This window comes from Parahaliea maris, from assembly GCF_008064665.1.
GTDB lineage: Bacteria > Pseudomonadota > Gammaproteobacteria > Pseudomonadales > Halieaceae > Parahaliea > Parahaliea maris.
The window spans coordinates 79935-106834 of sequence record NZ_VRZA01000007.1; the positions used below are offsets into that span (position 1 = coordinate 79935).

Annotated in this window: 20 protein-coding genes; 6 read left to right on the forward strand and 14 right to left on the reverse strand. The window is 65.7% G+C overall.

The window, feature by feature from the left end; all coding sequences use genetic code 11:
* Nucleotides 1-47 precede the first annotated feature (47 nt).
* The gene (locus FV139_RS17260) at nucleotides 48-695 is read left to right on the forward strand and encodes a hypothetical protein (protein WP_148069729.1); all 648 of its coding nucleotides are present in this window, start codon (nucleotides 48-50) and stop codon (nucleotides 693-695) included.
* 18 nt (nucleotides 696-713) lie between these two features.
* Here FV139_RS17260 and FV139_RS17265 read toward each other — a convergent pair whose 3' ends face one another.
* Together FV139_RS17265 and FV139_RS17270 are read right to left on the reverse strand one after the other, a co-directional pair.
* Nucleotides 714-1397, reverse strand: coding sequence for a thermonuclease family protein (locus FV139_RS17265; RefSeq protein WP_148069730.1), 684 nt, complete (start codon nucleotides 1395-1397; stop codon nucleotides 714-716).
* Nucleotides 1398-1457: 60 nt separating this feature from the next.
* Nucleotides 1458-2693, reverse strand: coding sequence for an HD-GYP domain-containing protein (locus FV139_RS17270; protein ID WP_148069731.1), 1236 nt, complete (start codon nucleotides 2691-2693; stop codon nucleotides 1458-1460).
* A 206-nt stretch (nucleotides 2694-2899) separates the two neighbouring features.
* Here FV139_RS17270 and FV139_RS17275 point away from each other — a divergent pair, with 206 nt between their 5' ends.
* Entirely contained in the window at nucleotides 2900-4450 is a 1551-nt protein-coding gene (locus FV139_RS17275) for a class I adenylate-forming enzyme family protein (RefSeq protein ID WP_187276607.1), read from the forward strand.
* A gap of 107 nt (nucleotides 4451-4557) precedes the next feature.
* The gene (yghU, locus tag FV139_RS17280; RefSeq protein WP_148069733.1) at nucleotides 4558-5403 is read left to right on the forward strand and encodes a glutathione-dependent disulfide-bond oxidoreductase; all 846 of its coding nucleotides are present in this window, start codon (nucleotides 4558-4560) and stop codon (nucleotides 5401-5403) included.
* A gap of 56 nt (nucleotides 5404-5459) precedes the next feature.
* Here yghU and FV139_RS17285 read toward each other — a convergent pair whose 3' ends face one another.
* Nucleotides 5460-5945, reverse strand: a complete 486-nt coding sequence (locus FV139_RS17285) for an RICIN domain-containing protein (RefSeq protein ID WP_148069734.1) — start codon at nucleotides 5943-5945, stop codon at nucleotides 5460-5462.
* A gap of 110 nt (nucleotides 5946-6055) precedes the next feature.
* Here FV139_RS17285 and FV139_RS17290 point away from each other — a divergent pair, with 110 nt between their 5' ends.
* Both FV139_RS17290 and FV139_RS17295 read left to right on the forward strand, forming a co-directional pair.
* Nucleotides 6056-10054: a translocation/assembly module TamB domain-containing protein gene (locus FV139_RS17290; RefSeq protein WP_148069735.1), complete on the forward strand. Its 3999-nt coding sequence runs from the start codon at nucleotides 6056-6058 to the stop codon at nucleotides 10052-10054.
* Nucleotides 10044-11933 (forward strand): autotransporter assembly complex protein TamA, encoded by a 1890-nt coding sequence (locus FV139_RS17295; protein WP_148069736.1) that lies wholly within the window; start codon nucleotides 10044-10046, stop codon nucleotides 11931-11933. The genes FV139_RS17290 and FV139_RS17295 overlap by 11 nt, the downstream gene beginning before the upstream one ends.
* Before the next feature lie 18 nt (nucleotides 11934-11951).
* On the opposite strand, the gene FV139_RS17300 is transcribed toward FV139_RS17295, so the two are convergent.
* From FV139_RS17300 to FV139_RS17310, 3 genes are read right to left on the reverse strand one after another with little or no spacing between them, the layout of a single operon-like run.
* The gene (locus FV139_RS17300; RefSeq protein WP_148069737.1) at nucleotides 11952-12956 is read right to left on the reverse strand and encodes a glycosyltransferase; all 1005 of its coding nucleotides are present in this window, start codon (nucleotides 12954-12956) and stop codon (nucleotides 11952-11954) included.
* On the reverse strand, nucleotides 12953-14341 hold the full coding sequence (locus FV139_RS17305) for a hypothetical protein (RefSeq protein WP_148069738.1): 1389 nt from the start codon (nucleotides 14339-14341) through the stop codon (nucleotides 12953-12955). The genes FV139_RS17300 and FV139_RS17305 overlap by 4 nt, the downstream gene beginning before the upstream one ends.
* On the reverse strand, nucleotides 14342-15487 hold the full coding sequence (locus FV139_RS17310) for a hypothetical protein (protein ID WP_148069739.1): 1146 nt from the start codon (nucleotides 15485-15487) through the stop codon (nucleotides 14342-14344).
* Nucleotides 15488-15666: 179 nt separating this feature from the next.
* On the opposite strand from FV139_RS17310, the gene FV139_RS17315 reads away from it, so the two are divergent.
* A complete protein-coding gene (locus tag FV139_RS17315) occupies nucleotides 15667-16245 on the forward strand; it encodes an META domain-containing protein (RefSeq protein WP_187276608.1) in 579 nt (192 codons plus the stop codon).
* On the opposite strand, the gene FV139_RS17320 is transcribed toward FV139_RS17315, so the two are convergent.
* The 8 genes from FV139_RS17320 to FV139_RS17355 all read right to left on the reverse strand — a co-directional run bounded on the left by FV139_RS17320 (nucleotide 16242) and on the right by FV139_RS17355 (nucleotide 26738).
* Nucleotides 16242-17348: a BatD family protein gene (locus FV139_RS17320; protein ID WP_187276609.1), complete on the reverse strand. Its 1107-nt coding sequence runs from the start codon at nucleotides 17346-17348 to the stop codon at nucleotides 16242-16244. The two genes, FV139_RS17315 and FV139_RS17320, sit on opposite strands and share 4 nt — an antisense overlap.
* 17 nt (nucleotides 17349-17365) lie before the next feature.
* On the reverse strand, nucleotides 17366-18028 hold the full coding sequence (locus FV139_RS17325) for a tetratricopeptide repeat protein (protein WP_148069742.1): 663 nt from the start codon (nucleotides 18026-18028) through the stop codon (nucleotides 17366-17368).
* Nucleotides 18025-19986, reverse strand: a complete 1962-nt coding sequence (locus FV139_RS17330; RefSeq protein WP_148069743.1) for a VWA domain-containing protein — start codon at nucleotides 19984-19986, stop codon at nucleotides 18025-18027. The genes FV139_RS17325 and FV139_RS17330 overlap by 4 nt, the downstream gene beginning before the upstream one ends.
* Nucleotides 19983-20519, reverse strand: a complete 537-nt coding sequence (locus FV139_RS17335) for a DUF4381 domain-containing protein (RefSeq protein ID WP_148069744.1) — start codon at nucleotides 20517-20519, stop codon at nucleotides 19983-19985. Before FV139_RS17335 ends, FV139_RS17330 begins: the two co-directional genes overlap by 4 nt.
* Nucleotides 20516-21478 (reverse strand): DUF58 domain-containing protein, encoded by a 963-nt coding sequence (locus tag FV139_RS17340; protein WP_148069745.1) that lies wholly within the window; start codon nucleotides 21476-21478, stop codon nucleotides 20516-20518. Before FV139_RS17340 ends, FV139_RS17335 begins: the two co-directional genes overlap by 4 nt.
* Nucleotides 21479-21491: 13 nt before the next feature.
* Nucleotides 21492-22460, reverse strand: a complete 969-nt coding sequence (locus tag FV139_RS17345; RefSeq protein WP_148069746.1) for an AAA family ATPase — start codon at nucleotides 22458-22460, stop codon at nucleotides 21492-21494.
* Nucleotides 22461-22643: 183 nt separating this feature from the next.
* Nucleotides 22644-24086 carry a D-alanyl-D-alanine carboxypeptidase/D-alanyl-D-alanine endopeptidase gene (dacB, locus tag FV139_RS17350; RefSeq protein ID WP_213004148.1) on the reverse strand — a complete coding sequence of 481 codons (1443 nt, stop codon included), beginning with the start codon at nucleotides 24084-24086 and terminating at the stop codon, nucleotides 22644-22646.
* A gap of 174 nt (nucleotides 24087-24260) precedes the next feature.
* Nucleotides 24261-26738 (reverse strand): hypothetical protein, encoded by a 2478-nt coding sequence (locus FV139_RS17355; protein WP_148069748.1) that lies wholly within the window; start codon nucleotides 26736-26738, stop codon nucleotides 24261-24263.
* Between the last annotated feature and the right edge of the window lie 162 nt (nucleotides 26739-26900).

The window sequence follows — 26900 nt, forward strand, 5'->3', positions numbered from 1 at the left end:
GGTTAGTAATGGGTAGCAAGAGTGCGTGTGGTCACGGGAGGTGCCTTATGTCAAAGCTCAAGCCGCTGGCAATGATTTGCCTGGTTGGCGCGGTGGTTCCGGGAGTGGTGAGCACCGCCCACGCAGGATTTTTCGATCAGCTCAAGGATGCGGTGGAGGATACCGCCAAGCGCACCGCCGAGGCGCTCGCGGTGGAAGCCACCCAGGACATTATCCGCGGCATGATCATCGGTTACTCTTCGGAGCAGACCCGCACCAGTGAAGAAGTGTCGAAGGACTACGAGAAGCAGCAGGGCTCCAGGCCGGTCAATACCACGGTTGCCGCCTACCGTACGGAGATTCTGCCCGGCGCCGCGGTGAGCCCCGGTACCAAGGTGCGGGTGAAATCCTACATTGAGGTAGTGGAGGGCAGCAGTGGCAAGTCAGTGACCCTCGAGGAGCGCCTGACCATCTGGGACAACGAAGACAACACCGTCGCTCTCAAGAGCATGACCAAGGAGGCCGGCGAGAAGGGCGGCGGCTTCACCGGTGAGTTCAGTTTCACCCTGCCCGAAGGGCTGCCGCAGGGCGTTTACCCGGTCAGCTCCGACCTGATGCTGAACGGCGAGTTGGTCGGCGACGAGCGGCACACGCTGCAACTGGTCTTTGTGGGCGACAGCGCGGACCCCGGCTGGCGCCTGGCCCTGGCTGACTGATTCAGCCAACTGGCCACGCTAGCGTCGGTGTTCCCGCCGCCAGTTCCAGGGCGGCACGGGGTTGTCGTGTGCCCACAACCCGATTTGCTGTTCCTGTGCGGATGACTCGGCCGCTTCCAGTGCCCGTTCATGGGGGGCGTGGTAGCGGTACCACCAGGCCTGCCCGGCGCGGACCTGTGCCAGGTTGAGGTTGGTATTGCCCACGTACACGGTACCCACCACCCGTCCGTAATCGTCCCGCTCCACCATAACCACCCCCGCCTGCTGCTGGTAGGCCAGCTTTGACAGGGCGCCTTTGGCAGCGCCACCGCCCGCCTGGTCCAGTTCCGGGCTGTCGATGCCGTACAGGCGGATCTTGTGCTGTTCGCCACGACTATCCAGTACCGACAGGGTGTCGCCGTCGGCCACGCGCACCACGCGGCCGCGAATATCGAATGCGGGTAGCGGATTGCCCTCCCGGCGCTGGCCCTGCTGCTCGAGGGCATCGGTGGCCTGGCGCAAGCCGCTGTCGGACCGGCCAAGGGTGGCGGTAACGCGCTCGGCGAGCACTGCGGGCCAGGTGATCTCGCCCCGGGTCAGCAGTTGCAGGGCGCTTGCCGCCACCGCCAGCAGGAGCAGGTTGCGGATGCCCCTGGCCCAGGGTGAACGCCCCAGGCGCTGGCGGGGAGGGTGACGTTTGCGGCGAAAGGGCGGGCGGGGCATGGGAAGTCCGGGCGCGAAGGCATGAGCCGGCTAGTGTAACCGGCCCGGCGGGTGGACTCTCTACATACCGGGGATGCTGACGTCGGCCAGGTCGATGCTGTAGGCCCCGGGCTCCAGGCTGCGGCGAATCAGCAGGGGTTCGTCGTTGTCGGCCGCCTCCTGCAGGTCGATCACGCGCGGTTGCAGCATGGGTTGCTTGCCGTCGTCGAGCAGCAGCATGACCTTGGGCTTCAGGCGCCTGGTTCTGCTTTCTGCCACCACCACGCCCACTTCCCCCGAGCTCAGTTCGACCAGAGTACCGGCAGGGTAGACACCGATGGCCTTGATGAACGCTTCCACCAGTTCCGCCTGGAATTTGATGTCGCGCATTTCGTAGAGGGTCTTGATGGCGCCCGAGGGGCTCATGGCGGGTGCGTAGGCGCGATCGCTGGTGAGCGAACCGTAGGTGTCGATGATGCCTGCCACCCGTGCCACAGCGGGAATTTCGTCGCCGCGCAGGCCCGCTGGATAGCCGGAGCCGTCGCAGCGCTCGTGGTGGTGGGACACCATGTCGATCACGTCCTGGTTGAGGATACCGCTCTCCTGCAGGATCTCGCGGCCGTGCTCCACGTGCTGGCGCATTGCGAGTTCCTCATCGGTACTGAGCCTGCGATTGGCCCGCAGTACCGTCTGGTCAATGCGCAGCTTGCCGACATCCATCAGCATGGCGCCCATGGCCAGCGACCGCAGGTCGCGCCGCGGCAGGCCCAGTTCCCGGCCCAGTGACACGGCCCAGATAGCCGCGCTGAGGGCCTTCTGGTAGCTGTATTCGTCGTGGTGCTTGAGGCGGGTAATCCACAGGCAGGCGTCCGGGTTGCGGCTGACGCTGCCGATCAGGGGTTCCACCGAGCGCTTGAGCTGGGCGGCGCGGATTCGACCGCCATCGCTGACCTGCTCGAAAACCTGCCAGAGGTCCTCCACCAGGATTTCCAGGGCCGCTTCTGCGCGGGGGTGCTCATCCTCGAAATTGCTGTCGTCGCGGTAGGGGGCGAGGTCGCGGCCGTGGAAGATGCCGGCGATGGCCACCCGCTTGCGATCCTTGCGCACCTTGCGCTGCAGGGTGCTCTCGGCCTGCCGGCTCTTGCGACTATCCACCAGTACGTAATCGCAGTATTCGCGCAATTTTTCGATCTGGTCCTGGGTTTCGATGCGAAAGCCCTGGATGACGAAAGGCGTATCCAGCCAGGAGCGATCCAGCGCACTGACAAACATGCCTATCTCCAGATCACTGGTGTAAATCTTGATGGTGGTCAGCATACGGGCCCGCCTCGTCCGTGTCTGTGTCGCCTGATTGCCCACAATTCACTTCGAGTTTACTGCTAAGGGGCGCTAACGACAGGTCTTTTTGGCTAAAAAGTGTAAAAAAACGCATTCCTCCCCCGGCGGGGCTCTGGTGCCGGTAGGGGGCTGGCGTGTTAGCCTGCGCTCACCTTGAAATATCGGTTACCAGTGAGGATACGCCAGTGAATGACGGGTTCGACCCTGAACCCGGGGAGTCGCCCCGGACCCTGCCCGGACTGCTGGCCGCCCAGGCCCGCCGGACTCCCGATGCACCGGCCCTGTGGTGGCAGGGCCACGCCAGGACCTATGGACAGCTGCAAACGCGGGTCGAGGCGCTGGCGCGGGTGCTGGCCGGCCGGGGAATGCCGGGCGAGCGGGTGGGAGTTCTGGCATGGAACTGTCCCGAATTTGTCGAGCTGATCTATGCGGTACCGCTGGCCGCGCAGGTACTGGTGCCGCTCAATGCGCGGCTGGCGCCGGCGGAATGGCTGTACCAGCTACAGCGCGCCGGCGTCAGGACCCTGATCGGGGACGAGGCGTTGCTGACCAAACTCCGCGGGCACCCGGACCTGCCCCCGGGCCTGGAACTGGTCGCGTTGGGCACCGCCTTCGCGTCCTGGTGCAGCGCCGGGCTGCAGGGTGAGCTGCCGACGCTGGCAGCCGGAGACCCGGTCTGGATCCTGTTCACCTCCGGCTCCACCGGACGGCCCAAGGGGGCGGTGCTGTCCCACCTCTCCTTTCTGGCGGGCCTGGAGTCGGCGGCGCTGGGGCGCCCGGTGCTGGCGGGTGACCGCTACTATTACCCGTTCCCTCTGTTCCATGTCGCCGCCCACAATGTGTTGTTGCAGCACCGCCACGGCGCAGCGGTGGTGCTCGCTCGCAGCTTCGACGCGGGCGATACGCTGCGTGCCTGCCGGGACCTGGGGGTAACGACGATGTCGCTGGCGCCCACCATGATTGCGATGCTGCTGGAGCATCCGGATTTTTCCCCGCAGGACCTGGCCTCGGTGCGCTCCATTGGCTACGGTGCCGCTGCCATGCCCCAGACCCTCCTGCGCCGGCTACTGGACGAAACCGGCGTGGGACTCTGTCAGAGTTACGGTATGACTGAGCTGGCGGGGAGTATCTCCTTCCTCACGCCGGAGGATCACGCCCGGGCCGCCGCCGGTGAGGGTGAGTTGTTGCGTTCGGTGGGGCGGCCCCTGCCCACCGCCCGGGTGCGCATCGTGGCCGATGACGGCAGCGACTGCCCGCCAGGGCTGGCGGGAGAAGTGCTGGTGCAGGCGAAGCAGTGCATGCTCGGCTACTGGCAACAGCCGGATGACACCGAAACAACACTTGCCGGTGGCTGGCTGCATACCGGCGACATCGGTCGCCTGGACGAGGCCGGCTACCTCTACCTGGTGGATCGCAAGAAAGACATGATTATCAGCGGTGGCGAGAATGTCGCGTCCCGCGAGGTGGAGGAGGTGGTGCGGCAGCATCCCGCGGTGCGCGACTGTGCCGTGATCGGCCTGCCCCACGCCCGCTGGGGAGAAGTGGTGGCTGCGGTGATCCAGCTGGCCGGTGAGGCCAGCGATTCGGAACTGAGCGACTACTGTCGTCAGCATCTGGCCGGTTACAAGACGCCCAGGCGCTGGATGCGGGTACCTGCGCTGCCTCTCAACGCCTCCGGCAAGGTGGACAAACCCGGTTTGCGGGCGCGTTTCACCGACGACACCGACTACCCTTAGGGGAACCCGAGCAGGCCTGTGCGGTCTGTGAAGGGGAATGCGATAATCGACCACTTGCGCAGGCATTGGTCTTTCGCGTGGCCGAATCAAGCACTGGAACCCGATTTATGTCAGAAAACGGCAACACTTATACTCCGCCCCGCGTGTGGGAGTGGAACGCGCAGGACGGCGGTCGCTTTACCAATATCAATCGGCCGGTTTCCGGGCCGACCCACGACAAGGCCCTGCCGATCGGGGAGCACCCACTTCAGCTTTACTCCCTGGCGACGCCCAACGGGGTCAAGGTCACCGTCCTGTTGGAGGAATTGCTGGCGCAGGGTATTACCGCAGCCGAGTACGACGCCTGGCTGATCAATATTTCCGACGGCGACCAGTTCAGCAGCGGCTTCGTCGATGCCAATCCCAACTCCAAGATTCCCGCCCTGGTGGACTACAGCGGCCCGGAACCGGTGCGCATTTTTGAGTCCGGTGCGATCCTGGTCTATCTGGCAGAGAAGTTCGGCGCCTTTCTGCCCGAGGCTGCGGTGGCCCGGGCCGAGTGTCTGTCGTGGCTGTTCTGGCAGATGGGCAGCGCCCCCTTCCTGGGTGGCGGCTTCGGGCATTTCTACGCCTATGCGCCGGAAAAATTCGAGTACCCCATCAACCGTTACACCATGGAGGTGAAGCGGCAGCTGGATGTACTGGATCGCAACCTGGCGGAGCGTCGCTATCTCGCAGGCGACGAGTACACCATCGCCGACATGGCCACATGGCCTTGGTACGGACAGGTGGTTATAGGCAACATCTACCAGGCCCAGGAATTCCTCGATGTGGACAGCTACATCCATGTCAAGCGCTGGGCGAACGACATAGCCGGACGCCCCGCAGTGCAGCGCGGTGAGCGGGTAAACCGGGTGTGGGGCCCCGAGGAACTGCGGGTGCCCGAGCGGCACAGCGCCGCCGATATCGCCTGAAGGTGTGGGCGGCGCTGACGCCGGTCAGCCCTGCCGCCCGGGTCTCCGGTCGGCGATCAGCCGAACTTCTGTTGGCCGGAGCCGCTGCAAGCCGCGGTCACCACGTTGCCATTGTTGGCCTGCAGGCAATGTTCGAAGCCGTTTTTCAATCGGCCCTGGCCATCCAGTGACCACTTCTGTTCCTTGCCGCCACCGCAGGCTTTCAGTACCACATTGCTGCCGGGTTTCTGGGCTTCACTACCCACGGCAACACACAGGTTGCCGTGGCTTTTGAGGTGCTGGTTCTCCAGCTGCCATTTCTGGTTGTTGGCGCTGTCGTTGCATTTGCGCACCACCACATTCACGCCGGCCTTGGACGGGTCGCCGGCGGCCTGCAGGCACTGCCCGTTCGGCAGACCGAACGAGCGGAAGTTACCCTCACCTTCCGCGATTTTGTGACCTTCTTCCTGCATCTTTTTCAGGGCATCTTTGTTGAGGTCAATGGCGTAGGCACCGGCGGTGCACAGGGCCAGCAGGCCGGGGATGAGGAAGCGATGTTTCATGAGCGTTATCCTTTCACTGTATGATCGCCTGACAGGCGTAATTATGACCGCCGTGCCGACCAGCCGGCCTGCGGACCACTAACAGCATAGACCACGGAAACCCGGAAAAAGTGCCCCGATTCTCCAAAAAGTGGCTGTTCCTTCCCCTGGCGGGCCTGCTCCTGCTGCCACTGTTGGCTGCTGTGTGCGCGCTGTGGCTGGGTTCTACGGAGGCGGGCACGCGCTGGCTGGTCGCGCGGGCCCAGCCCTTCATTCCCGAGGGCGTCCACTGGCAATCGCTGGACGGGACTTTGCTCGGGGACCTGCGATTACGCGGTCTCAGCGTGGAGCAACCGGGCCTGTCCCTGAGCCTGGCATTGCTCGATCTGCGGTGGCAACCGTCGCGTCTGCTGGGTGCCCAGGTGCTCGTGGAACAATTGCGGTTGCAGACCCTGCGCGCCAGCCTGAGTGAGACCGATACGCCCGAATCACCTTCTGCCCCTTTCGACCCCGAAGCGCTGAATCTGCCGGTCGACCTGCTGATTCAGCACCTGGTGGTGGAGGATGTTGACGTCATGCCGGTCGGCGGCGAAGCCCAACGTATTGACCGTCTGCAGTTGGAAAACGCGGGGCTGACGGGGCCCCGTTTTGACCTGCAGCGACTGGTAGTCGTCGCTCCCCAGGGTGGTATTACCGCAGAGGGAGGGGCGGAGCTCACCCGGGACTTGCCACTGACGCTTACCCTGGACTGGGAGTGGCAGCTCCCCGATCAGCGCCAGGTCGCCGGACGGCTTGCGGTTAGCGGCGATTTACGCACCCTGCAAATAGACCACCGGGGTGCCGGTGACATACCGATCAACCTGCAGGCGCAAGTGCGCGATGTATTGACACAGGCCGGTTGGACTGTATCGATGACCTGGCCGGAGTTGGCTGTGGATGCCACAGCGGACGGCCCGCGCGTTACCGCCGGCCAGTTCCGTTCGACCGGTTCGCTGGAGGCCTTTGAGCTCGCCCTGAATACCGGGGCGACGGGCCTTGCTCCTGAGGCCGTGACGGTCACCCTGGAGGCCAGTGGCAACAGCGAGTCACTGTTGCTGGCTCCCCTGACCCTGGACAGCGGCCCCTACCAATTGGAGGTGAAGGGACCCATCGACTGGCGCGACGGTGTCTCCGTGCAACTCGCCCTGGCGGCGCTGGTGGCGGAGGCCGATCAGCTCAACCCCCAGCTACCCCCGCAGCTTGACCTCAGTGGCTCGCTGAATGCCCGCTACCTCGACCAGCGGGTCGAGCTCGCTGGGCTGGACCTCGCGTTGGCGCAGACCCCGCTGACGCTGGCCCTGCAGGGCACCGTCGACTTGCCGGCGAATGCCGATCCGGTAGTGGATGCCCGCCTGGCGTGGAGCCAGGTAACCTGGCCGCTGCCCGGTCCGGCCGCACCTCAGCCGGCCGCACCTCAGCCGGCCACACCTCAGCCGGCCACACCTCAGCCGGCCGCACCTCCACAGGAAACCGGGCCGGCGTTTGCCAGCCCCCGCGGAGAACTTCATGTCCAGGGTGGTCTGCAGCAGTGGCGACTGGCGCTGGACGCAGCTGTGGCGGGTAGCCAGCTACCACCGGGTGAGTGGCGGGCAGAAGCGGAAGGGGATGCCGAACAGCTGCGGCTGGATGCATTGCGTGGTTCCACCCTGGAGGGTGAGGTCGTGATTCAGGGTGAGGCCGGCTGGGCACCACAGGTGCGCTGGGATATGGCGTTAGCGGGTGATGCCCTGCAGCCGGGAACGTGGCAACCGCAGTTGGCAGGCCAGATGGACTTCGCCTTGCACAGTGCCGGCAGTCTGGAAGAGGGCGGCCCGCAGGCGGACCTGGTGCTGGAGCATTTGCGCGGGTTTCTCGGGGGCTGGCCCCTGAGCGCCCGGGCCAGGGCGCAACTGGCCGGCGACGTGCTGAATCTGGAGGGCCTGTCGGTGGACAACGGCAGCAACCGGATACAGGCAGCGGGCAAGCTATCGCCCCAGGCGCTGGCGCTGGACTGGTCACTGGCGCTGCCGCACCCAGAGAACATTGTCCCGGAAGCCGCAGGAGACCTGCATGCCAATGGCAGTTTGCGCGGCAGTGCCGAGGCTCCCGTGATCGAGGCGACGTTGCAGGGCAGTGCCCTGCACTGGCAGGACATCACCTTGGCCGGGATTGACGGGCAGCTCGGCGCGGGCCTGGCGCCCGCGGCGCCCCTGGCAGTCAAGCTGTCCCTCGGGCCGGTCGAACAGGACGGTATGGTGTTGCTGGAAAGCGTGGAATTCACCGCCCAGGGGTCGACGGCCCAGCACGAGCTGCAACTCGCTGTGCAGGGTGCAATGCAGCAACTGCAAACCCGCCTTGCAGGTGGCTTGAATGACAGCCAGCAGTGGCAGGGGCAGCTTGCGAGTCTCGAGGTGGCAGCGGAGGGGCTGGGCCAGTGGCGCCTGGTGGAACCCGCCGACCTGGTGCTGGCGGCGCAGCAGGCCAGTCTTGCAGACGCCTGTCTGGGGGGTAGTGGCGACAGCGAGGGCAGCGCCTGTCTGTCGGCAGGCTGGTCTGCCACAGAGGGCAGCCGGGCCCGTGGCCATATCGCTTCCCTGCCGCTGGGCCAGTGGTTGCCCGACCTCGAAGCTGAATTATCCGGGGATTTCGACGGTTTGCTGGCCGTGGACGGATCGCTGCAGGGGCTCGGAGACTTTGTGGTGAGCCCCGGTGAAGTCCGTGTGGAAACGTCCTCCGGGCAGAAGGTGCTGGCCCATGGCGGCGGCCGCGTCCGGGTAGACGTGGGCGCCGAGGGCCTGGCCGCTTTCGCCAGCCTGTACCCCCTGGAGAACGGTTACGTCGGCCTGACCGTCGCCTTGCCGTCGTTTGACCGCTTGCCCCTGACGCAGCCCCAGCCCCTGTCAGGCAGCCTCCAGGCCACCCTGCCAGAACTCAGCGGCCTGCAGGCCTGGGTGCCGCAGCTGCAGGCGGTGGCGGGGCGGTTTGATGCCGACCTGTTGCTGTCGGGTACCCTGACCGAGCCCCTGTTCAAGGGGCAAATCGCCCTGGCCGACGGCGCGGCGGACGTGCCGGTCGCGGGCCTGTCCCTGCGCGAGCTGGGGCTGCGCCTGAACGATGATCCGGCGCGCCCCGGCTGGCTCGCTATCGATGGCGGCCTGCGCTCGGGGCCGGGGCAGCTGACCCTGAGCGGCGCCCTGGGTATGCGCAGTGGCGAGGCCAGCCTCGCTTTGCAGGGTCAGCAGTTCGAAGTGTTCAATACCGCCGATGGCCGGGCGCTGGTATCCCCGGACCTGCAAATCGACTGGGCTGGCGAGACCCTGCGCCTGCGCGGCGAGGTCCTGGTGCCGCGGGCCAGTGTGACTCCCCAGATCAGTATCACCCCCAGCCTGTCGGCCGGTGGGGCGGTGGCCACGGAGGAAGACATCCAGGCCACCGTGCAGGTTATCGGACCGTCGCCGGACGTGGTCGTCCTCGGTGCCGAGGACGACCCCTCCACTGCCGGCCCGGCCCTGCCGTTCCGCCTCGACAGCGACCTCCGGCTGGTACTGGGCGATCGTGTGCGGGTCGATGCGGTGGGCCTCAAGGCCGGCGTAACTGGCGGTGTGCGCTTTATCAACCGGCCGGAGCAGCGTGACCTGCTGCCCCTCGCCGACGGCCAGCTGGCGCTGGAGGACGGGACTTTCCGCGCCTTCGGCCAGGACCTGGAGATCCAGACGGGCGAGGTACGCTTCGACAAGGTGCCGGTGACCGAACCCGAAATCAATCTGCGGGCGGTGCGCTGGATCGACAACGACCCGGTGGTCAGCGCGGCCGGGATCGAGGTGATCGGTACCCTGGACCAGCCGCGCATGGACCTGTTCTCGCGCCCGCTGATGGACCCGACGGAGATCCAGTCCTACCTGCTGACCGGGAGCTCCGCCTCCGGTAGCGACCGGGTTCTGGGTATTGGCACCTACCTGCATCCCAAACTGTACGTGGGCTACGGTTATAACCTGCTGGAGGAAACCAGCGAGTTCGACGCGCTCTACACCATTACGCCGCGCTACGGCATCGAGGCCAACCTCGGTGAGGCCGACAACAACCTCAACCTGACCATTACTTATGAACGTTAACTGGTTGTCACGCGTCTCACTGCTGCTCCTGCTACTGGGATCTGTCGCCCGGGCAGACACGGTTGCGGTCACGGTCACCGGCCTGGAGGCGGTGGCGCTGAAAGAGGCCCGTCAGAATGTACAGGCGGCGATTCCGTTGTCCCGTCACCAAAGTGACGCTGAATTAAGGCCCTCGATAATCCGCGAGGACCACGCCGGGGCCGCTGCGGCAATCGCCCGGGCCCTGCAACCCTTCGGTTTCTATGCGCCGGTGATCAGCGCCGAGCTGGAGAGACCGGCGGGAAGGGACAAGCTGTGGCAGGCGCGCTATCGCGTCGAGTCCGGGCCCGCGCTGCCGGTGGCTGAACTCAGCCTGGTATTCGAGGGGCCGGGGGAGAGCGATACTGATCTGGCGCAGCTCGCTGACAGTTTGCCGCTGCAACAGGGCGCGGTGCTGGATCACCGCGCCTATGAGCGCAGTAAACGGGACTTGCTGGCCTCGTTGCAGCGGCTGGGCTACACCGACGCCAGTCTCATTGCGCACCGGGTAGAGGTGGATCTGGAAGCCTATGAGGCGCGAGCCCTGCTGCAGGTGGCGACGGGTCCGCGCTACGTGGTGGGGGAGATCCGTTTTGACGATACCCGGTTCGACCGGGAGTTCCTCGAGCGCTACCTCATCCTCGCGCCGGGTGATGCCTATAACAGCGCCAGGCTGGCTGAACAGCGGCGGCTGTACAGCGGCGCCGGCTATTTTCGCGAGGTGGTGATCGAGCCCCAGGACCCGGTCGACAATGCCGTTCCGCTGGTGGTCAGCCTCGACCCCCTCCTGCCCAACCGCTATCGTGGCCGCCTGGGCTGGGGGACCGATACCGGTGTCGGTGCCCAGCTGGACTGGACCCGTCGCTACCTCGGCGGGCGCGGCCAGAATTTCAATTTCAGGACGGGCCTGGTGCAGGAGCGGCGCCGTCTGGCAGGTGATCTCAATTACCAGATCCCGCTCGATCCGCTCGAGGGCACCCGCATCGTGGTGGGTGCCCGCCACGAGAGCAAGGATCTGACCTTCGAGGACGTCGAGCTCGACGAAGGCGGCGAAACCCGCATCGCCACCAACCTGCTCACGTCCCTCTGGCAGCGCCCCACCCACACGCTGGGTGACTTTACCCTGGATTCCCTGGTCGAGCTCAACCTGGTCAACGAGACCTACGATGTCTTCGAAGTCCTGTTCGGCAACCTCGGCAGTGGCGCCCAGCAGTCCATCATCGATTCCATCGGGCCGGAGGCCTACGACACCCTCGCGCCGGACTTCCAGGCGGTGGTGCCCGGCCTGCGGTTCAAGCTGCGCCGCAGCGACGACACCCTGTATATCCGCGATGGCGACTATTTCGACCTGTACCTGCTGGGCACCGACGAAGCGCTCGGTTCCAATATCAGCTTCTGGCAGGCGCGTTTTTCCAGCTGGCAGATCCGCTCCTTCGGCGATCACAACCGGGTGCTGCTGCGCACGGCGCTGGGTTATAGCGACGCCGAAAGCAGTGAAGTCCTCGGGGTGGATTTCAACGCGATGCCCGAGTACTACGAATTCCGCGCCGGTGGCGTACGCAGTGTGCGCGGTTATGGCTTCGAAACCCTGTTTCCGGAGGATGCGATCACCGGCGGCAAACACCAGCTGGTGGGCAGCGTGGAGTACGAATACGAGTTCATGCCGAACTTCAGTGCCGCGGTGTTTGTCGATGCCGGCAACACCTTCAACCGCTGGGAGGACTACCAGGCCAAGGTCGGTACTGGTTTCGGGGTGCGCTGGCGCTCCCCGGTAGGGCTGGCGCGGCTGGATCTTGGTTTTCCGCTGGACGACGCGGAGGACGCCTTCCAGATCTACATCACGGTCGGCCCGGAATTCTGAAGCGAGCCCTCCCGGGCCTCAGGCCAGGCCCTCCCGCTGCTTCAGCATGGTGATGTTCTTGCGGATCACGTCGGTGACCTCCGGGCCGAGGCCGCCGACAGCCAGGGCTTCTTCCAGCAGGGCGATGGCCCGGCGCCGCTCACCCAGGCGCACCCGGATATTCGCCATATTGAGGCACATGGAAGCCGATCGGTGACCGCTGTCGTAGGCCTGCTGGTAGTGGTCCAGGGCCACCCCGAATTCCCCCTGGCGATAGCTGGCCTCGGCGGCTCCCTCCAGGCTGCGGGCGGGCTCGTAGCCCATGCGGGCCGACTGCAGGTAGTACTCGTGCGCCTTGCGGAAGTCGCCCGTCTGGTACATGGCGGAGGAGGCGGCGATATTGAACAGGCGGCCATCCGGCGCGTTCTCCAGCGCCTGTTCCATCAACTCGAAGTAGCGCAGTGAACGCTGGGCGCGGGGCCGCGCCGGGTTGGCATCCACGTAGTGATGGATGGGGATGTCCAGCCTCTGGCGCTTGCCCTCGGCGATGGTGCCGTCGACGATCTCGTGAATCGGGCTCTGGTAGTGGATGTCGGGGCGGCGGCGAAACAGTCTCAGAATCGGGTTGACGGTGTAGCCGCTGAAGCCGCGCCCGGGGGCGTCCGGCGGGGTGGGCTGCCAGCCGGTGCTGCGCTGCTCCTCCGTGTAGTTGCGCTGCTCCAGGTAGAAGCCGTCAAACTCGGTGTCGGCGATCAGCTCGCGCAGTTTTCTGTAGTCCTGGGCGGTGATCAGTTCGTCGGCGTCCAGCACCAGGATCCAGTCGCCGGTGGCCTGCTGCAGGGAGAAGTTGCGCGCAGCGGCGTAGTCGTCGTGCCACGTGTAGTGGAACAGGCGGGCACCGAATTCCCGGGCAATATCCGGGGTTGCGTCGCTGGAGCCGGTGTCGACCACGACCATTTCGTCCACGTGGGGCGCGGCTGCGGCGAGGCAGTCGCGCAGGAAGAAAGCCTCGTCGCGCACGATCATGCACAGGGAAAGTTTCAAGTACTTACCTTTTTGGCGCCGGTTACGGACGATTGCAACGCCCGGTAGAGGAGGGCGCAATAGTACAGCCAGGCCGGCACCAGGGCCATGCTGGTGCGGCCCACCGCGGTAAATCCGGTGGCACCGCCGGCGTAGCCGGTGTAAGTGAACAGAAACACCAGCAGGGCTGTGGCCGCGAGCAGGGCCACCCCCGGAGCCGCCAGTTGCGAGGGCAGTTGACGGGCCCCGAACAGCCCCAACGCCAGCAGGGCCGGCAGGTAGATGAACAGGTGCCAGTTGTCGAAGCCGGCGAAGCTGCGCAGGATGCTGCCGAGCACCTCAGCGCGAAAGCCGAGGTTAAGCGCCTCCAGGGTGTGGCCGGCGATCTCGATGTCGGTGGGAAACACCTGCAGCAGTCCCCAGGCGAGCAGCCCCAGGGCCAACAGTATGAGCGCGGCCCGCCGCCAGGGCTGGGTGGCGACAATGACCCCCGGCACCAGGCTCAGGGCCCAGAACAGGCCCTCGTTCTTGATCAGCGGACAGGCGAGGGCAAACACCAGGGCCAGCGCAGCCTGACCCGGTTCGCGTTCGGCGCACCAGCGGCAGAAGGCCATGAAGGCGGCGGCAAAAAAGGTGCCCATGAAGAGGTCGGCATAGCCCGCCAGCGCCACGTGAGTGTTGATCAGGGGCATCGAGACCAGCAGGTAGACAAACACCAGTGCCGCCAGCGCGGAGAGGTCGGCGGCGCGCAGTTGGCCGTAGAGCATCAGGGCAAGGGCGAGCAGACAGCACAGCCAGGGAAGGTTGATCAGGCTGGAGTCCCACTGGCCGGCAAACACCGCCATCCACAGCTGCAGCAGCGGCGTGGTAACGGGGTAGTCGGGCATGTGGTCGGTAAACTGCAGCGCCCCCCGGTTTTCCAGCCACAGGGTTTTGTCCACAAAGGGTACCAGTGTCCCCTGGTCAAACCACACTCGCGCCTTGGTGACCCAGGCACTGGTGGCATCGAAGGGGTAGATCGGGCGCAGCAACACGTCCGGTAACAGCAGCACCAGATGAGCCAGCAGCAGCATGGCCAGCAACGCGACGCCGCACTTGTCGGTAAACGGGATTGACCTGCCGGCTGTTCCTGCTGCCAGGCGGTTGTCGCGGCCGCGCCACAGCGCCTGCAGGGGGAACAGGGCGACAACCGCCAGTACCAGTGACAGGGCCAGGGGCGACAGGGGCAGGCCGAGGGGGACCAGCAGGCGGGTGATGAGCGTCGCGCCGAGCAGACCCAGCAGCAGGCCGTAGCCAGCGACCAGCCAGGGGCGGCACGGCTGTGGCCGGGGCATCAGCCACTGCAGCCAGAGGCCGCCGGCAATCCAGGGGATGAGAATGGCCAGGGCCAGTTTCAATGCCATCATCTACAGCACCCTGTACAGCGCGCCGGTAGAGGTGGAGGCGACCGGGGTTGCAGCCACCTGGTAGTGGCCGGGCCAGGCCAGTACCCCTTCCTCGGGCAGGTAGCGCAGGGTGGAAGGGGCGATCACGGCCACCAGGTCGCCCTTGTGCAGGTACTCCTGCCCGGGCAGCTCCGGCCCGTCTCGCAGCCAGTACACATTGTGGGGGTAGAGGTACCAGGCCAACCGCATGCCCTGGTAGTCGCCGGCGGAGCTGACAAAGATGCGCTGCCCGGACTCGCCGATCAGGGGCTGGATGCGGGCGCTGAGCTCCGCCATCGACTGGTCGCCCATGGCCACGCGGCGGGCGTATTCGGGTTGTCCGCGGAAGGCCTGCAGGGCACTGTCTGCGCGGTGCAGCAACTGGCGCAGCCACAGGGCGTCCAGCAACAGCCAGCCGCCAATGAACACCGTGGTGGCCAGGGTCAGTGCCTGCTGTGCCGAAAGCACCCCAAGGGCCATGAGCAGTACCACCACGGCAATGAGCAAGCCGCACAACCAGGCCGTCAGCGGCACCGGCCACGAAGCGATGCCTGCGTTGGCCACCCCGAGGTGGGCATTGATGGAGGCGTGGTTCCAGCCGAGTGGGCTCAGCCAGTTGCCCACGGTGGCGGCGAGTTTTGCGGAGAAGGTATCGGGTTCCAGGGCCAGCCCCGAGATTTCCAGGGTACTGCCGGCATCGCCCTGGAAGCGCAGGGCAACGGCAGCCAGGGCCGGCGGCAGATCATTGAGCGAGTTGAGGTCGACGCTGCGCTCTCCATCGCTGATGGGCAGTTCCAGCATGCGGAACTGGCGCCCGTGGGTGCGCCAGACAAAGTCGCTGCGGACCAGGCCCGGTCCGGGCTGCAGCAGAAAAACCAGTTGCCCGAAATCGCCAATGCGGGTGTTGGCGGTGCGCAACTCGAGCACGGCAAAGCCGTTGCCGTCGAGGGTGACGCGATAGCGGTCGCTGCCCAGGGAATGCAGGCGCCCGGTTGCGGGGTTGAGGTCGGCGGCGTGAAAGCGGTGTTCGGTGGAGGCGGGGCCTGTGCCCTGCAGCAACTCGGCGTCGGCCGCCAGCCACAAGAGCAGTGCGATGGTCGCGATACTGGCAATCAGAACAGGGCGCATCCTGCGAATCTTTCCTCCTGTCTTTGGTGGCACCCTGTGGGCGACACCGGTGTGTCAGTTGTCCGCCGAGAGCGTTTTACTCGCCTTGAGACCAGCCGGATTTGGCGTTTGCTGCGGACAGGCCTACAGTGTAAACAACTATGCACACCCACGACGAGTCCGGATTTGAGAGATTCCCCATGAGACAACTATCTGGCCTGATGGTCATTATGGCTGCGCTGTTGATTTCCGCCTGCGACAGCGAACGGGCTGCGGCCCCCGCTGCGCCCCCTAATGCGCCAAAGCCTGCGCCAGCCGCCACTGAGCCCGCTCCGCCGCCCGAGCCGGCGCCTCCCGCACCCTCCGCAACCCCCGCGGAAACCGAAACGCCCGCTGCGGAAACCGTTGCCGATCTCAGCGGCACCGTATGGCAACTGGTCAGGATCCAATCCATGGATGACACCGTGACCGAGCCGGCCCCCGACGCGGTATTCAGCATCAGCTTCCAGGCCGATGGTCGGGCGGCCCTGCAGGTGCACTGTAACCGGGGGATGGGCAAGTGGCTGTCGGCGTCACAGGGGCAGTTGCGCTTTGGCCCGCTGGCGGTCACCCGCAAGATGTGCGCGGCGGAGTCGATCGATGGACGCTTTCTCAAGGAACTGGATTTTGTTCGATCCTACGTCCTGCGAGACGGTCAGCTTTACCTGGCGACCATGGCCGATGGTTCGATTATCGAGTTTGCCCCGTCTGCAGACCAGGGCCAGCAGCGCGAGGATTAATTGCCAGCTGCGTCGCGTCTGTTCCGGTTCCATGCCCGTTCGGTGGGGTTCAGGGGCTGGAGATGGACGGGCCTGAAGGGGGCGATAAGTTGTTCCCGGCGGCGGTACAGCTGCCATCCCGCCAGCGCCGACAACAGGGCGAACCCCAGCGCCATGGCCACACTACCGCGGTCAGCGCGGGAGCTGGAATGGCTACTCCCGGCGGCAGCGGCCTGTTCGGGGTTGGCGATGACGTCCAGGGTCCGGGCCGGGAATTCCACCGATTTCAGTTGCTGCGCATCCAGGTCGTACCACTGCAGGCGTGCCGCAGCGATGGTGTACTGCCCGGGGCGCTTGGCGAGGTAGGTGATGTTGTCGGTGCGCATGCCGGTCAGGGTACCGCGGTTGATCCGGTCCTGTACCTGCTGCTTGCTGTAGACGCCAAGGCCATCGATTTCGGTGGCGGGAAAGGTCGGAAATACCATGCCGGGCAGGTCCGCAGCACTCAACCGGATACTGCGTTTGAACGCCGTGCCCGCCAACACCGCCTCGGTACCCGGTTCTGGCTGCCAGGTTTCCTCCACCCTGAGATTGCGCGCGCTGATGACAATTCCCATGCCCTCGGTGCCGGGAGGTCGCTCGATCTGCAGCGTCACCGGGTCGGTGGTCACCGCCGCCGACATTTCCTCCTTGTCCAGCGGGTTGGCCTTGTAGCTGAAGCGCACGTGAACAGGCGGGATTCGCAGTTCGCCGTCGCGCATGGCCCAGGCGTTGAGTTCGTGGCGCTGGACCGAGTAGCGGGTTCCGTCGATGGTCACGCTGTCGACGATGGGGTGATCCGCCGGGGGCATCAGTAGCAGCCCCTGTGGGTCGGGCAGGTCGAAGTTGGCGGCACTGGCAAAATAGCCTGGCGCCAACAGTTCTACGAACAGGGCGATGCGCTGGCCGGCCCAGATCGGGTCGCTGGCCTGGAGGTGGGTGCGTACCTGTGCGCCCTCCCCGGCGGCGGCAAACGGCTGCAGGCAAATCAGCCCGAGCCAGGTTCCCAGCCAGCGTGCGGGGTGGGTTTTCCAGGAGCTCATGGCTGTTTTCGCGGCGCTCATGGCTGTTTCCAGGAGGCTCATGGCTGTTTCCGAGGGGCTCATGGCTGCGTGCCCTCCTCCGTGTCGGAGTCCTGCCCGCGGTGCGCCGCCTGGTAGGCGAACTTGGCCCGCAGGAAATCGCCCGGTGAGGTCTGCACCCGGCGCAGCCAGGTGGCGCGCAGTTCCGCGTCGGAGAGTTCCTCGCTGTTCAGGAGTTCCGGTTCGCCCTGCTGGTTGTCGCCCTTCTGGTCGAACACCACATCATCGGGGGTGAAGGCGCCCGTCTGCTCCTTGTCGCGATTCTTGCCCGCGTTCTCGATCTTTTGTTTGCGCGCCAGCGCCAGCGCCTTGTTAGCCTCGGCCTCTTCCCAGCCGGGGCGGAAACCCAGGGCGCGGTCGTAGCTTTTGATGGCGTCGTCGTAGGCCCCGTGCATCAGCAGGGCGTTGCCCTGGTCGAAGGCGCCCGTGGCCCCGGGAACCCGCGCGAAGGTACGGGCGGCTTCCTCGAAATCACCGTTGCGGTACTGGGCGACTCCAATCCGCCAGGGGTCGGTGTAGACCCGCGCCGCCTCCCGGTAGGCCTTGTCGCGCATAAGTGCATCGCCGCGCTGGTCGTTGCTGCGCCAGAACTCGGGGTCGCGCCAACTGCCCACGGCGAGAATCAACACCGCCACCGTACTCGCAACCAGGACGGCGCGCTGTTTGCGGGAAATTGCGTTCATGTCCCGATCCCCCGGGGAATCATCCACCCCCGACGGAAGAACAGCAGCATCATGGCGGCAATGAGAGGCGTCAGCCAGTAACCGCTCTCGGCCCACCGTGTGTCCTCGTCAGTGGCGATGGCCGGGGCAAAACGGGCGGCATTGGCCAGTGACTGCACGTCGCTATCGTCTGCTGTCAGGTACTGGACACTGGCGCGCACCGCCCGGGCAGCCGCTTCAAGGTCATCCCGCTCCCCGCCGGGGAGCAGGGGGGGCCACAGACGTACCGGGGTGGCAGAGTTCTTCCGCCACTGTGCAATTGCCGTGGTCTGTTCCGGGGAGATGCTGTCGGTCAGCCAGACAATCGAGCCACCACCGGCGGCCGCCAGGGTCTGGTCGGCGAGTGCCAGGGCCTCGGCGGCAGCGTCACCGCTCTCGGGCATCACTTCCGGCGTCAGCGCCCGGGCAAAGTTGTCGACAATGCCGGCGTCACCCGTGGCGGGCATGACCACGTGGGCGGTGCCGTCGTAGGCGATCAGTGAGGCCCTGGCATTGCCACGGGCTTTCAGCAACTCGTGAACTTTGAGTGCAGCCCGCACCTGGCGGCTGGGTTGCACATCCTCGGTCTCCATCGACGGCGCTACCCTGAGCACGATGGCCAGCGCCGCCGTGTCATCGGCAAAGGGGGAGGGTTCGTGGTGCCAGCTGGGCCCCGCAATGGCCACGACCAGCACCAGCCAGCTGAGGCCAATCCACGCCAGTGGCCCGAAGCGACGCTGCCGTCGCTCACCGCCCCAGAGGAATTCCAGCAGGTGGGGGTCTATGATGCCCCGCCAGGCGCGGCCCGCGTCGGTCTGGCGCTGCAGTGCCCACCACAACAGCAGCGCCGGCAGCAGCGCCAGCAGCCACAGGGGGCGGATAAAGTGGAACTGGGCCAGCGCTGTCACCAGGCCCATCGGGGCCGCCGCGGCCAGAGTCGCGGCCCCGCTGCGGCGGGCCTCAAGGCGGCGTCGCAGCGCCAGCCCGGTCCCGAGATAGGCCATGGAAACCAGCAGCGAAAGTGTCAGTGGCCACCAGTACACGTCCCGGCGGGGGCGGTGGGACAGGGTTTCGACCTTGCGGGTCTCCAGGGCGTCGAGCTGTTCGTAGATGGCCTCGAGTTGCTGGCGATCAGTGGCGTGGGAGTACAGCCCGTCAGTGGCGGCGGAGACTTTTTTCAGGGCGACTTCATCCAGGGCATCCTCCCCCGCAGCATGGGGATCACCCACCGCCACGGTGTGGATCACGATACCCTTGTCAGCGGCAATCTGGGCGGCCTTCTCCGGCGGCACCTGGCTGGCGGTGTCGTTACCGTCGGTCAGCGCAATCAGCACGCGCTCTTGCACCGTGCTGCGCTCGAACACGTTGATGGCCAGGCCCAGGGCGTCGCCGAACGCGGTTTGCGGCCCGGCCATGCGTACCTGCGCCTCGCCCAGCAGCTCGCGACACACCTGCAGGTCCTCGGTGAAGGGCGCCTGTACGAAGGCGGCGCTGCCAAAAAAGATCAGTCCGACCCGGTCGCCCTGGCGGCGTGCCAGGAAGTCGTCCAGCACCGCTTTGACGGCGCTGAGCCGGTCCACCGTTTCCCCGGAGGTATCCTGGAAGTCGCGGGTAGCCATTGAGCCCGAAAGATCCACTGCCAGCAGCAGGTCACGCACCGGCAGTTCGCGGGTGACGGGCGGCTCGATGACCTGGGGGCGGGCGACGGCCAGGACACAGCACAGCCAGCACAGCGACACCACCAGAGAGCGCCACACACTGCCGCGCGCGACGGCGGCGCCATTTCCCGGTTGCTGGCCTGCCACCCTGGCAAGCCGAGTCAGAAAGGGCACCACCAGGCCGCGGCGCGGTTCGCTGTGCGGCGGCAGCAACCACCAGGCCAGGAGCGGCAGGGGCAGCAACAGCAGCAGCCAGGGATAGGCCAGGGTCAGGTTACTCACTGTGCCGGTGTCTCCCCGGCCACGTGTTCGGGGGCGGGAGCGTGGTGCTTTATCCACCGGCGTGCCTGGTCGAACAGGTTGCTGAGCTGTTCCGCATCCAGGGGTGAGCCTGAGGAGCAATACGTGGCGTTCTCCAGGGCTTGCCCCAGGCTGCCCGAGAAGCGGGTGTTGCCACGTTGGTCGAGAAAGGCGAACCACTCGCGCCCGGTGAGCTCGGCCACCTCGGCCCGCGGGTAGGCGGTGAGCGCAGTGCGTTTCAGCAGCACGCTCAGCTGCGCCAGCCCCTGTTGTTGTTCACGCTCGGTCGCCTGCGCCCCGGTCACCGTAGTGCTCAGCTGCTTCAGCTGCGCCAGCGCTTCGCGGCGATAGTGATTGCGCTGCCAGTGCACCAGCGCGCGCAACAGGACGGCGACCAGCGCCAGTGCCAGTATGCCGAGCAACCACAGCCACCCTGGAGGCGGTGGCCATAAGGGCACAGGCCCGGGCACGATGATGTCGTGCAGATTGGCGAGACTGGCGGGGTCGTCCTTCATCGCCGGCGCACTCCGCCCAGCCGCCGCCGCACCTGATCGGCAACATCCTCATCAGTGCTGAGGGGGATGACAGGGGTTTCCCGTTGCAGCAGGAAGTGGCGACCACTGGCGCGGCTGGCCTCGAAGTCCTCGCGGTAACGGTCGCGCAACGGCTGGTGGTGGGTGTCCACCTCCAGTTGATTGCCGGCGGCTTCGAATACCAGCGGACCGGCGGCCGGCAGCTCCGCTTCCAGCGGGTCGTGGACAAAACCGAACAGCACGTCGTTGCGGTGGGAGATGCGGGTGAGCAGGTGGCGGCTTTCCTCGTCCTGGCCGGCGCCGTCACTGATGATGCACACCAGGTTATCGTGCTTGGCCAGCCGGTCGCAGTGGCGCAGGGCTTCGTTGAGCATGCCCGGATTGCCGCGAATGCCGGCCTGCAGGGAGAGGGCGTGATTTTGCTTCAGGATGTGCTGCAGGATGCGCATGACGGTGGCGGCACTGCGCTGGGGGCGCACTTCAACCAGCTCATGGTCGTTGAATACCAGGGCACCAACGCGGTCCTGCTGGGCCAGTACTCGCCAGGCGGCCAGCGCTGCAGCCTCGGCGGCGGTGACCGATTTCATGCGCTTGCGGCTGCCGAAAAACATGCTCATGCGCTGGTCCACCAGCAGCAGGGTACTGCGTTCCCGTTCCTCGGTGAACACGCGGCTGTGGGTGCGGCGGGTACGCGCCGTGACCTTCCAGTCGATTTGGCGGATATCGTCGCCGGGCTGGTAGCGGCGGATTTCCTCGAAATTGAGGCCGCGACCGCGCAGCCGCGAATTGTGGCGTCCGGCCAGCAGGGAGTGCACTGGCTGGCGGGGCAGGAAGCTGAAGCCGCGGGCGCGGTGGCGCATGGCCAGCAGGTCCTCCATGCGGGCGTAGGCGCCAGCGGGCGCGGCGGGCTCGGCTTGCTTGTTGCGGGGTTGTCCAGGCATCGGCCGTCCGCGCTCAGGCCACCGCGACGTGCTGCAGGATGCTGCTCAGTACCTGCATTGGGGTTATTCCCTCGGCTTCGGCCTCATAGGTCAGTATCAGGCGATGGCTCAGGCAGCAGGGCACGATGGCTTTCACGTCGTCAGGCGTCACGGCGTTGCGGCCATCCAGCCAGGCATGGGCGCGGGCAGCGCGGTCGAGGGCCAGGGTGCCCCGGGGGCTGGCGCCCACCTGGATCCAGTCGGCGAAGGGTGCGTCGTTGTACTCGGCCGGTCGCCGGGTCGCGGCGATCAGGGCAACCATGTAGCGTTCCACCGCATCGGACACCTCCACCGCCAGCACTTCGCGGCGGGCATCGAGTACCGCCTGGGCGGGAATTTGCGCCGGGCGGCTGTCCGCGCTTCCGGCCTCTTCACCGCGTACCAGGCGCAGGATTCTGTGTTCGTCTTCGTCGCTGGCATAGTCAACCGTCACATGCAGCAGGAAGCGGTCCATCTGGGCTTCCGGCAGGGGATAGGTGCCCTCCTGCTCGATGGGGTTCTGGGTGGCCAGCACCAGGAACAACTCGGGCAGGACATGGGAGTGCCCGGCCACTGTCACCTGGCGCTCCTCCATGGCCTCCAGCAGGGCTGCCTGGGCTTTCGCCGGGGCGCGGTTGATTTCATCCGCCAGCACCAGGTTGCCGAAGATGGGCCCGGGTTGGAACTGGAACTTGTTCTCTACGGCCTCGGCAATGTAGATCTCGGTGCCGGTGATATCGCTCGGGAGCAGGTCCGGGGTGAACTGAATGCGACTGAACTCGCTTTCCAGGTTGGCCGCCAGCATCTTGATGGTACGGGTCTTGGCGAGGCCAGGGAGGCCTTCCAGCAGCACGTGGCCGTTGGCCAGCAGCGCGATCAGCAGATTATTGATGACTTCTTCCTGGCCGATAATGCCGGCGGCCAGTCGCTCGCGAAGTTCCAGAATAGTTGCGTGTGCGCTCATGGTGGTTCCGTTGTTGCTGGCTGGGAGGGCGGGGGTGCCGCTGCGATGCGCCCCAAGGATAGATGAAAACCCTTCGTCGAGTGAATGGCCCAACACAATATGGGACGGACTTTGGGTCAAGACACTAGCGGTAGTGCAAGCACATGATATTCATGACAACAGGAATGAAAACGCTGCGGCAGGTTATTGTTCCAACTGACTGACCGGTGTGCCCTGTGGTGGCCGGAAGTACAGGGTGTACAGCACCCGGTCCAGCACGGCCCTGCCGTTCCAGGCGGGCTTGTTGTTGACAATGGCCAGTACGGCCCAGGTGGTACCGTGTTCGTCCCGGGTAAAACCGGCGATAGAGCGGACGTTGTCGAGGGAGCCGGTCTTGATCCTGCCCTCGCCTACCAGGCCGGTATTGCGCAGCCGCCGCGCCATGGTGCCGTCCAGGGCGATGATGGGCATGGAGGCCATCAGGTCGGCGGCGTAGGGGCTTTGCCAGGCCTCCTGCAGCAATTGCACGCCCTGGCGCGCTGTCATGCGCCCGTCCCGGCTCAGCCCGGCGCCGTTCTCGATGACCAGCCCGGTAGTGTCGATGCCTTTCTTCGTCAGCCAGTTGCGCACCCCGCGCACGCCGGACGCCCTGTCATCGCTGTCACTCCTGAATTCTGCGCCGATGGACAACAGCATCTGCCGCGCCATCACGTTACTGCTCCACTTGTTGATATCGCGGACCATGGTGGCGAGGTCGGGCGAGGTTGTGCGAACCAGGCGCCGTGAATCCTCAGGCGTCGCCGCCAGCTGATTGCTCCCCTTCACAGTAATACCCCGTTCTGCCAGCAGGCCGCGTACCAGTTCGAAGGCGTACTGTTGCGGCGGTAGCAGAGAGAGATAGTTACTGGTGCGGCAATCTTTTGGCAGCTTGCCGGAAATGCGCAACACCACCTGGCCGTTGTCCTGGAAAATGGGCTCCCACTCCAGCGCATCCCGCCCGGGACAGCGCCCCGGCGCCGTCATGATGACCCGGTTGTCGATACGCACGCTGTCCAGGTGCGGTGTCGCCCAGCTGCGCAGGCCGCGCTCGTCGGCGAGCAGGTGAAACTGTTGCAGGTTCAGGTTGGTGAGAAAGGGTGACGGCTGCACCAGGAAGGGCGCGTAGGGGTTGCCGCCCTTGTCATCGAACACTGGCTGTTCGGGTGTCAGTTGGAAATAACTGCCATCCAGCACCAGGTTGCCTTCGATGGTATCGATGCCCATGCCGTGGAGTTCACCAAGGCTGGTCCACAGGCGTTCGATGGTCAGTTTCGGGTCGCCGCCAAACCGCAGGTAGAGGTTGCCCTTGAGGGTGCTGCCCTCCAGTTGCCCGTCGGTCAGGACGTCGGTATCCCAGGTGTAGTTCGGGCCGAGTAGCTCCAGGGCGGCGAAGGTGGTCACCACCTTCATGATGGAGCCGGGCACCATCAGAGTATCGGCGTTGACGAACTGGGGCTCGCCCGGGCCGTTGAGCGGCACCGCGGCCACGCTCAGGGCATCGGCGTTGTCCAGGGAGTTGGCGGCGTAGTCACGGATCTCCCTGGCCCAGGGGCTGGGGTCGGCTGGAGCGGCGCTGGCAGTAGCAGTTATCCATAAGAGGCTTGCCACTACACAGCCCAGCCGGTTGTGCAGGCGTCGAGGATCGCGCTTTGCTGCCGCCGGAGCGGGTGCGTATTGGCCGCTTGCTGCCATCACCTGAGGAGCCACTTCTCAACTTGTATCGGGAATTACATTAGCAAGCGGGAAGTGGCTCTACCAGCATTATCCGGGTGGTGGCCCGTGTTACCGGCGTCGTTGTCTCAGGCGCAGTCCGCCCGCGGTGAGAAGGCTGATGGCGGCAAGCAACAGCAGCCCGGGGCCGGCAAGGGGAATGGCAACGCCGATAAGGGCGTCGATCAGGCTCACCGCAGCTTCCGCCTGGGCGGCAACAGGCTCGCCGTCATCCGAGGTGCCGCTGGCCACGATCTGGTTCACGTGAACATCCCCCGCCGCGCCGTTGACCAGTCCCGCAAAGCGACAGGTGTACTGCCCGCCCGCTGGCAGGCTCTGGGGCAGCACACAGGTGCCCTGGCCGCCGAGCGCGCCGAACCGGGAGTCGTCGAGGGCATCGACCGTCACCGTGTCACTGACGGAGGTGTTGCTGAGAGTCACCGTGAACTGCACGGCCTGGCCCGGGGCGGGTATCTCGGTCCGGGACGGCGTTTTGGTCGCCTCGAGGCTGGCTGGGGTGCCCCGGATCACCACCGTGGCGATATCGTAGACCAGCTTGCTATTGTTGCCTGTGGAGTCCTCGCCTTCAGCGCGTACCACGTTGGTTTCGGCGGTGCCGCCCTGGCCCATGACCATGGCCTGGAACGCACAGCTATACGAAGCGCCGCTAGCGGGGATGGTAATGGGGAGGACGCAATTGCCCTGGCCATTCAGGTCGCCATAGATGCTGTCCACCAACGAAGTGATGCTGACCGCAGCCACCGGTGAATCATTCACCACTTCAAGCGTGAAGGTGACGCCGGCTCCGGGTTCGGTGATGACGTTGGTCGAAGGGGTCTTGATAACGCGGATATCTATCTGTGCCGGTGGATAGGCGGTACTCAGGATGCGCACCGTGGCGGAGTTGATGTCTTCCACGGGTTGGCCGTCGTCGTCCTCGCCGGCAGCGGTGACTTCATTGGTTTCGATGTCACCGGCGCTACCGCTGACGAAAGCGGTGAAGCTGCAGGTGTAGTTGCCGCCCGCCGGGGCCAGGGTTTGCGGTAACGCGCAGGTGCCCTGGCCGTCCAGGTTGCCGTAAATGCTGTCGTTCAGCGAGGTCAGCGTCACTTCGTCTACCGCCGAGCGATTGCGCACCCTGATTTCAAAGGTGACATCTCCCCCCGGTTCGCGGACCTGGGAGGGGCGCGGTGTTTTGAATACGCTGATCTCGGAACCCAGGTCGGTAATGGTGACGCTGGCGCTGGCCTGGGCCTGGAGCGTATTGCCGTTGGCGTCGGTGCCCGTGGCGTCGATGGTGTCGGTGATCACGTCACCGGGGACGCCGCTGGCCGGCGCCCTGAACTGGCAGAAGTAGGCCGGGCTGCCGATCTGCAGGGTCCGGGGGAGGGAGCAGTTACCCTGGCCATCCAGGTTGCCGTAGAGGTCATCCTGCAGGCTTTGCAATTCCACCGGCACCAGGGAGAGATTAAATGCCAGCACACTGTAGCGTACTGGGCCGCCGGGCTCGGGAAGCCGGCGGGGAAAGGCGGTCTTGAACAGGCCCAGGCGGCCCGTCGTGGGTGCAATGCCTACAATGCTTACCGTGGCGCTGGCGCTACCGGCGACGGGGTTGCCCTCATTGTCGGTGCCCTCGGCGGTGACGGTATCGGTGACGGTAGTACCCGCTGGCCCCGACACAGTCGTGGTAAAGCTGCATATGCGCATTTCCCCGGGAGCGATCGTGGCCGGCAGCACGCAGTTGCCGCGCCCGTTGAGGTCGCCGTAGGGGACGTCCACCAGCGAGGTGATGGTGATCGGGTCGGTCCCCGAGGAGTCGTTGTGCACCGCGATATAGTAGGTGACCTCACCGCCCGGGGCGGTCAGGGTTTCCGGCACCGCCGCCTTGGCCACTGTGATTTCGGGAGGTGTTTCCACGGTAATCGGCAGCTCGACGTCCACGTCCCCCCGACACTTGGGCGGGTCGGGCGTGAACTCCGCGGGGTCGAGTGGGTCGGCACAACTCGCGGTGTTGCCGTTGTTGTCCCAGCTCATGACATAAGCCACGTCCAGGCGGCCATCGCCGTCGTCATCCTTGCACAGCAACTGGGTGGACTGGATATCCCGGTAGGTGGGGGTGCTGGGGCTGATATCGCCGCAGTTGTCCCCGTTCAGTTCCAGGTAGGGGCCACTGCCAGAGGTCAGGTCGGTGGGGGTGCCAATGGGCTGCAGTGACTCGAAGGTACAGCTGGACCCACCGACGGGTGACTCGCCGTTGTCACCCACAAAGAAGCCCACGTTGTAGCGTTCGCTGGCGCCACCCCCATTCTCGAAATAGATACGGACAGTGGCGGTGACCAGTTCGCCCTCGGTGCAGGCGGCGGGCCCCGCGATGACTTCGGCGCCGGTCGGTTGCAGGTCATTGGAGGTGCAGCGGTCGACACTGCCGAAATCCGGGGGGCAGGCGGCGGCGTTGGTATCGGGGCTGTTGCCGGCGGTAAACGCGACGAAGCACGCCAGGCCGCAAATCAACGAATGCCATGATCTGCCGGCGCTGCATTTTTCAGCCACGCGATTCTCCGTGCCGGGGACAGGGTTGATCGATGTCCTGAATGTATCGGTTGGTTTGTATCGCTGCAATAAAAAGACAGTGTCCTCGGGCGATCCGGCCCAGGGGACACTGTCTCGTTTGTCGCCGCCGGGTCAGGGCGGCTTGCGGTGCGGGGCGCTAGC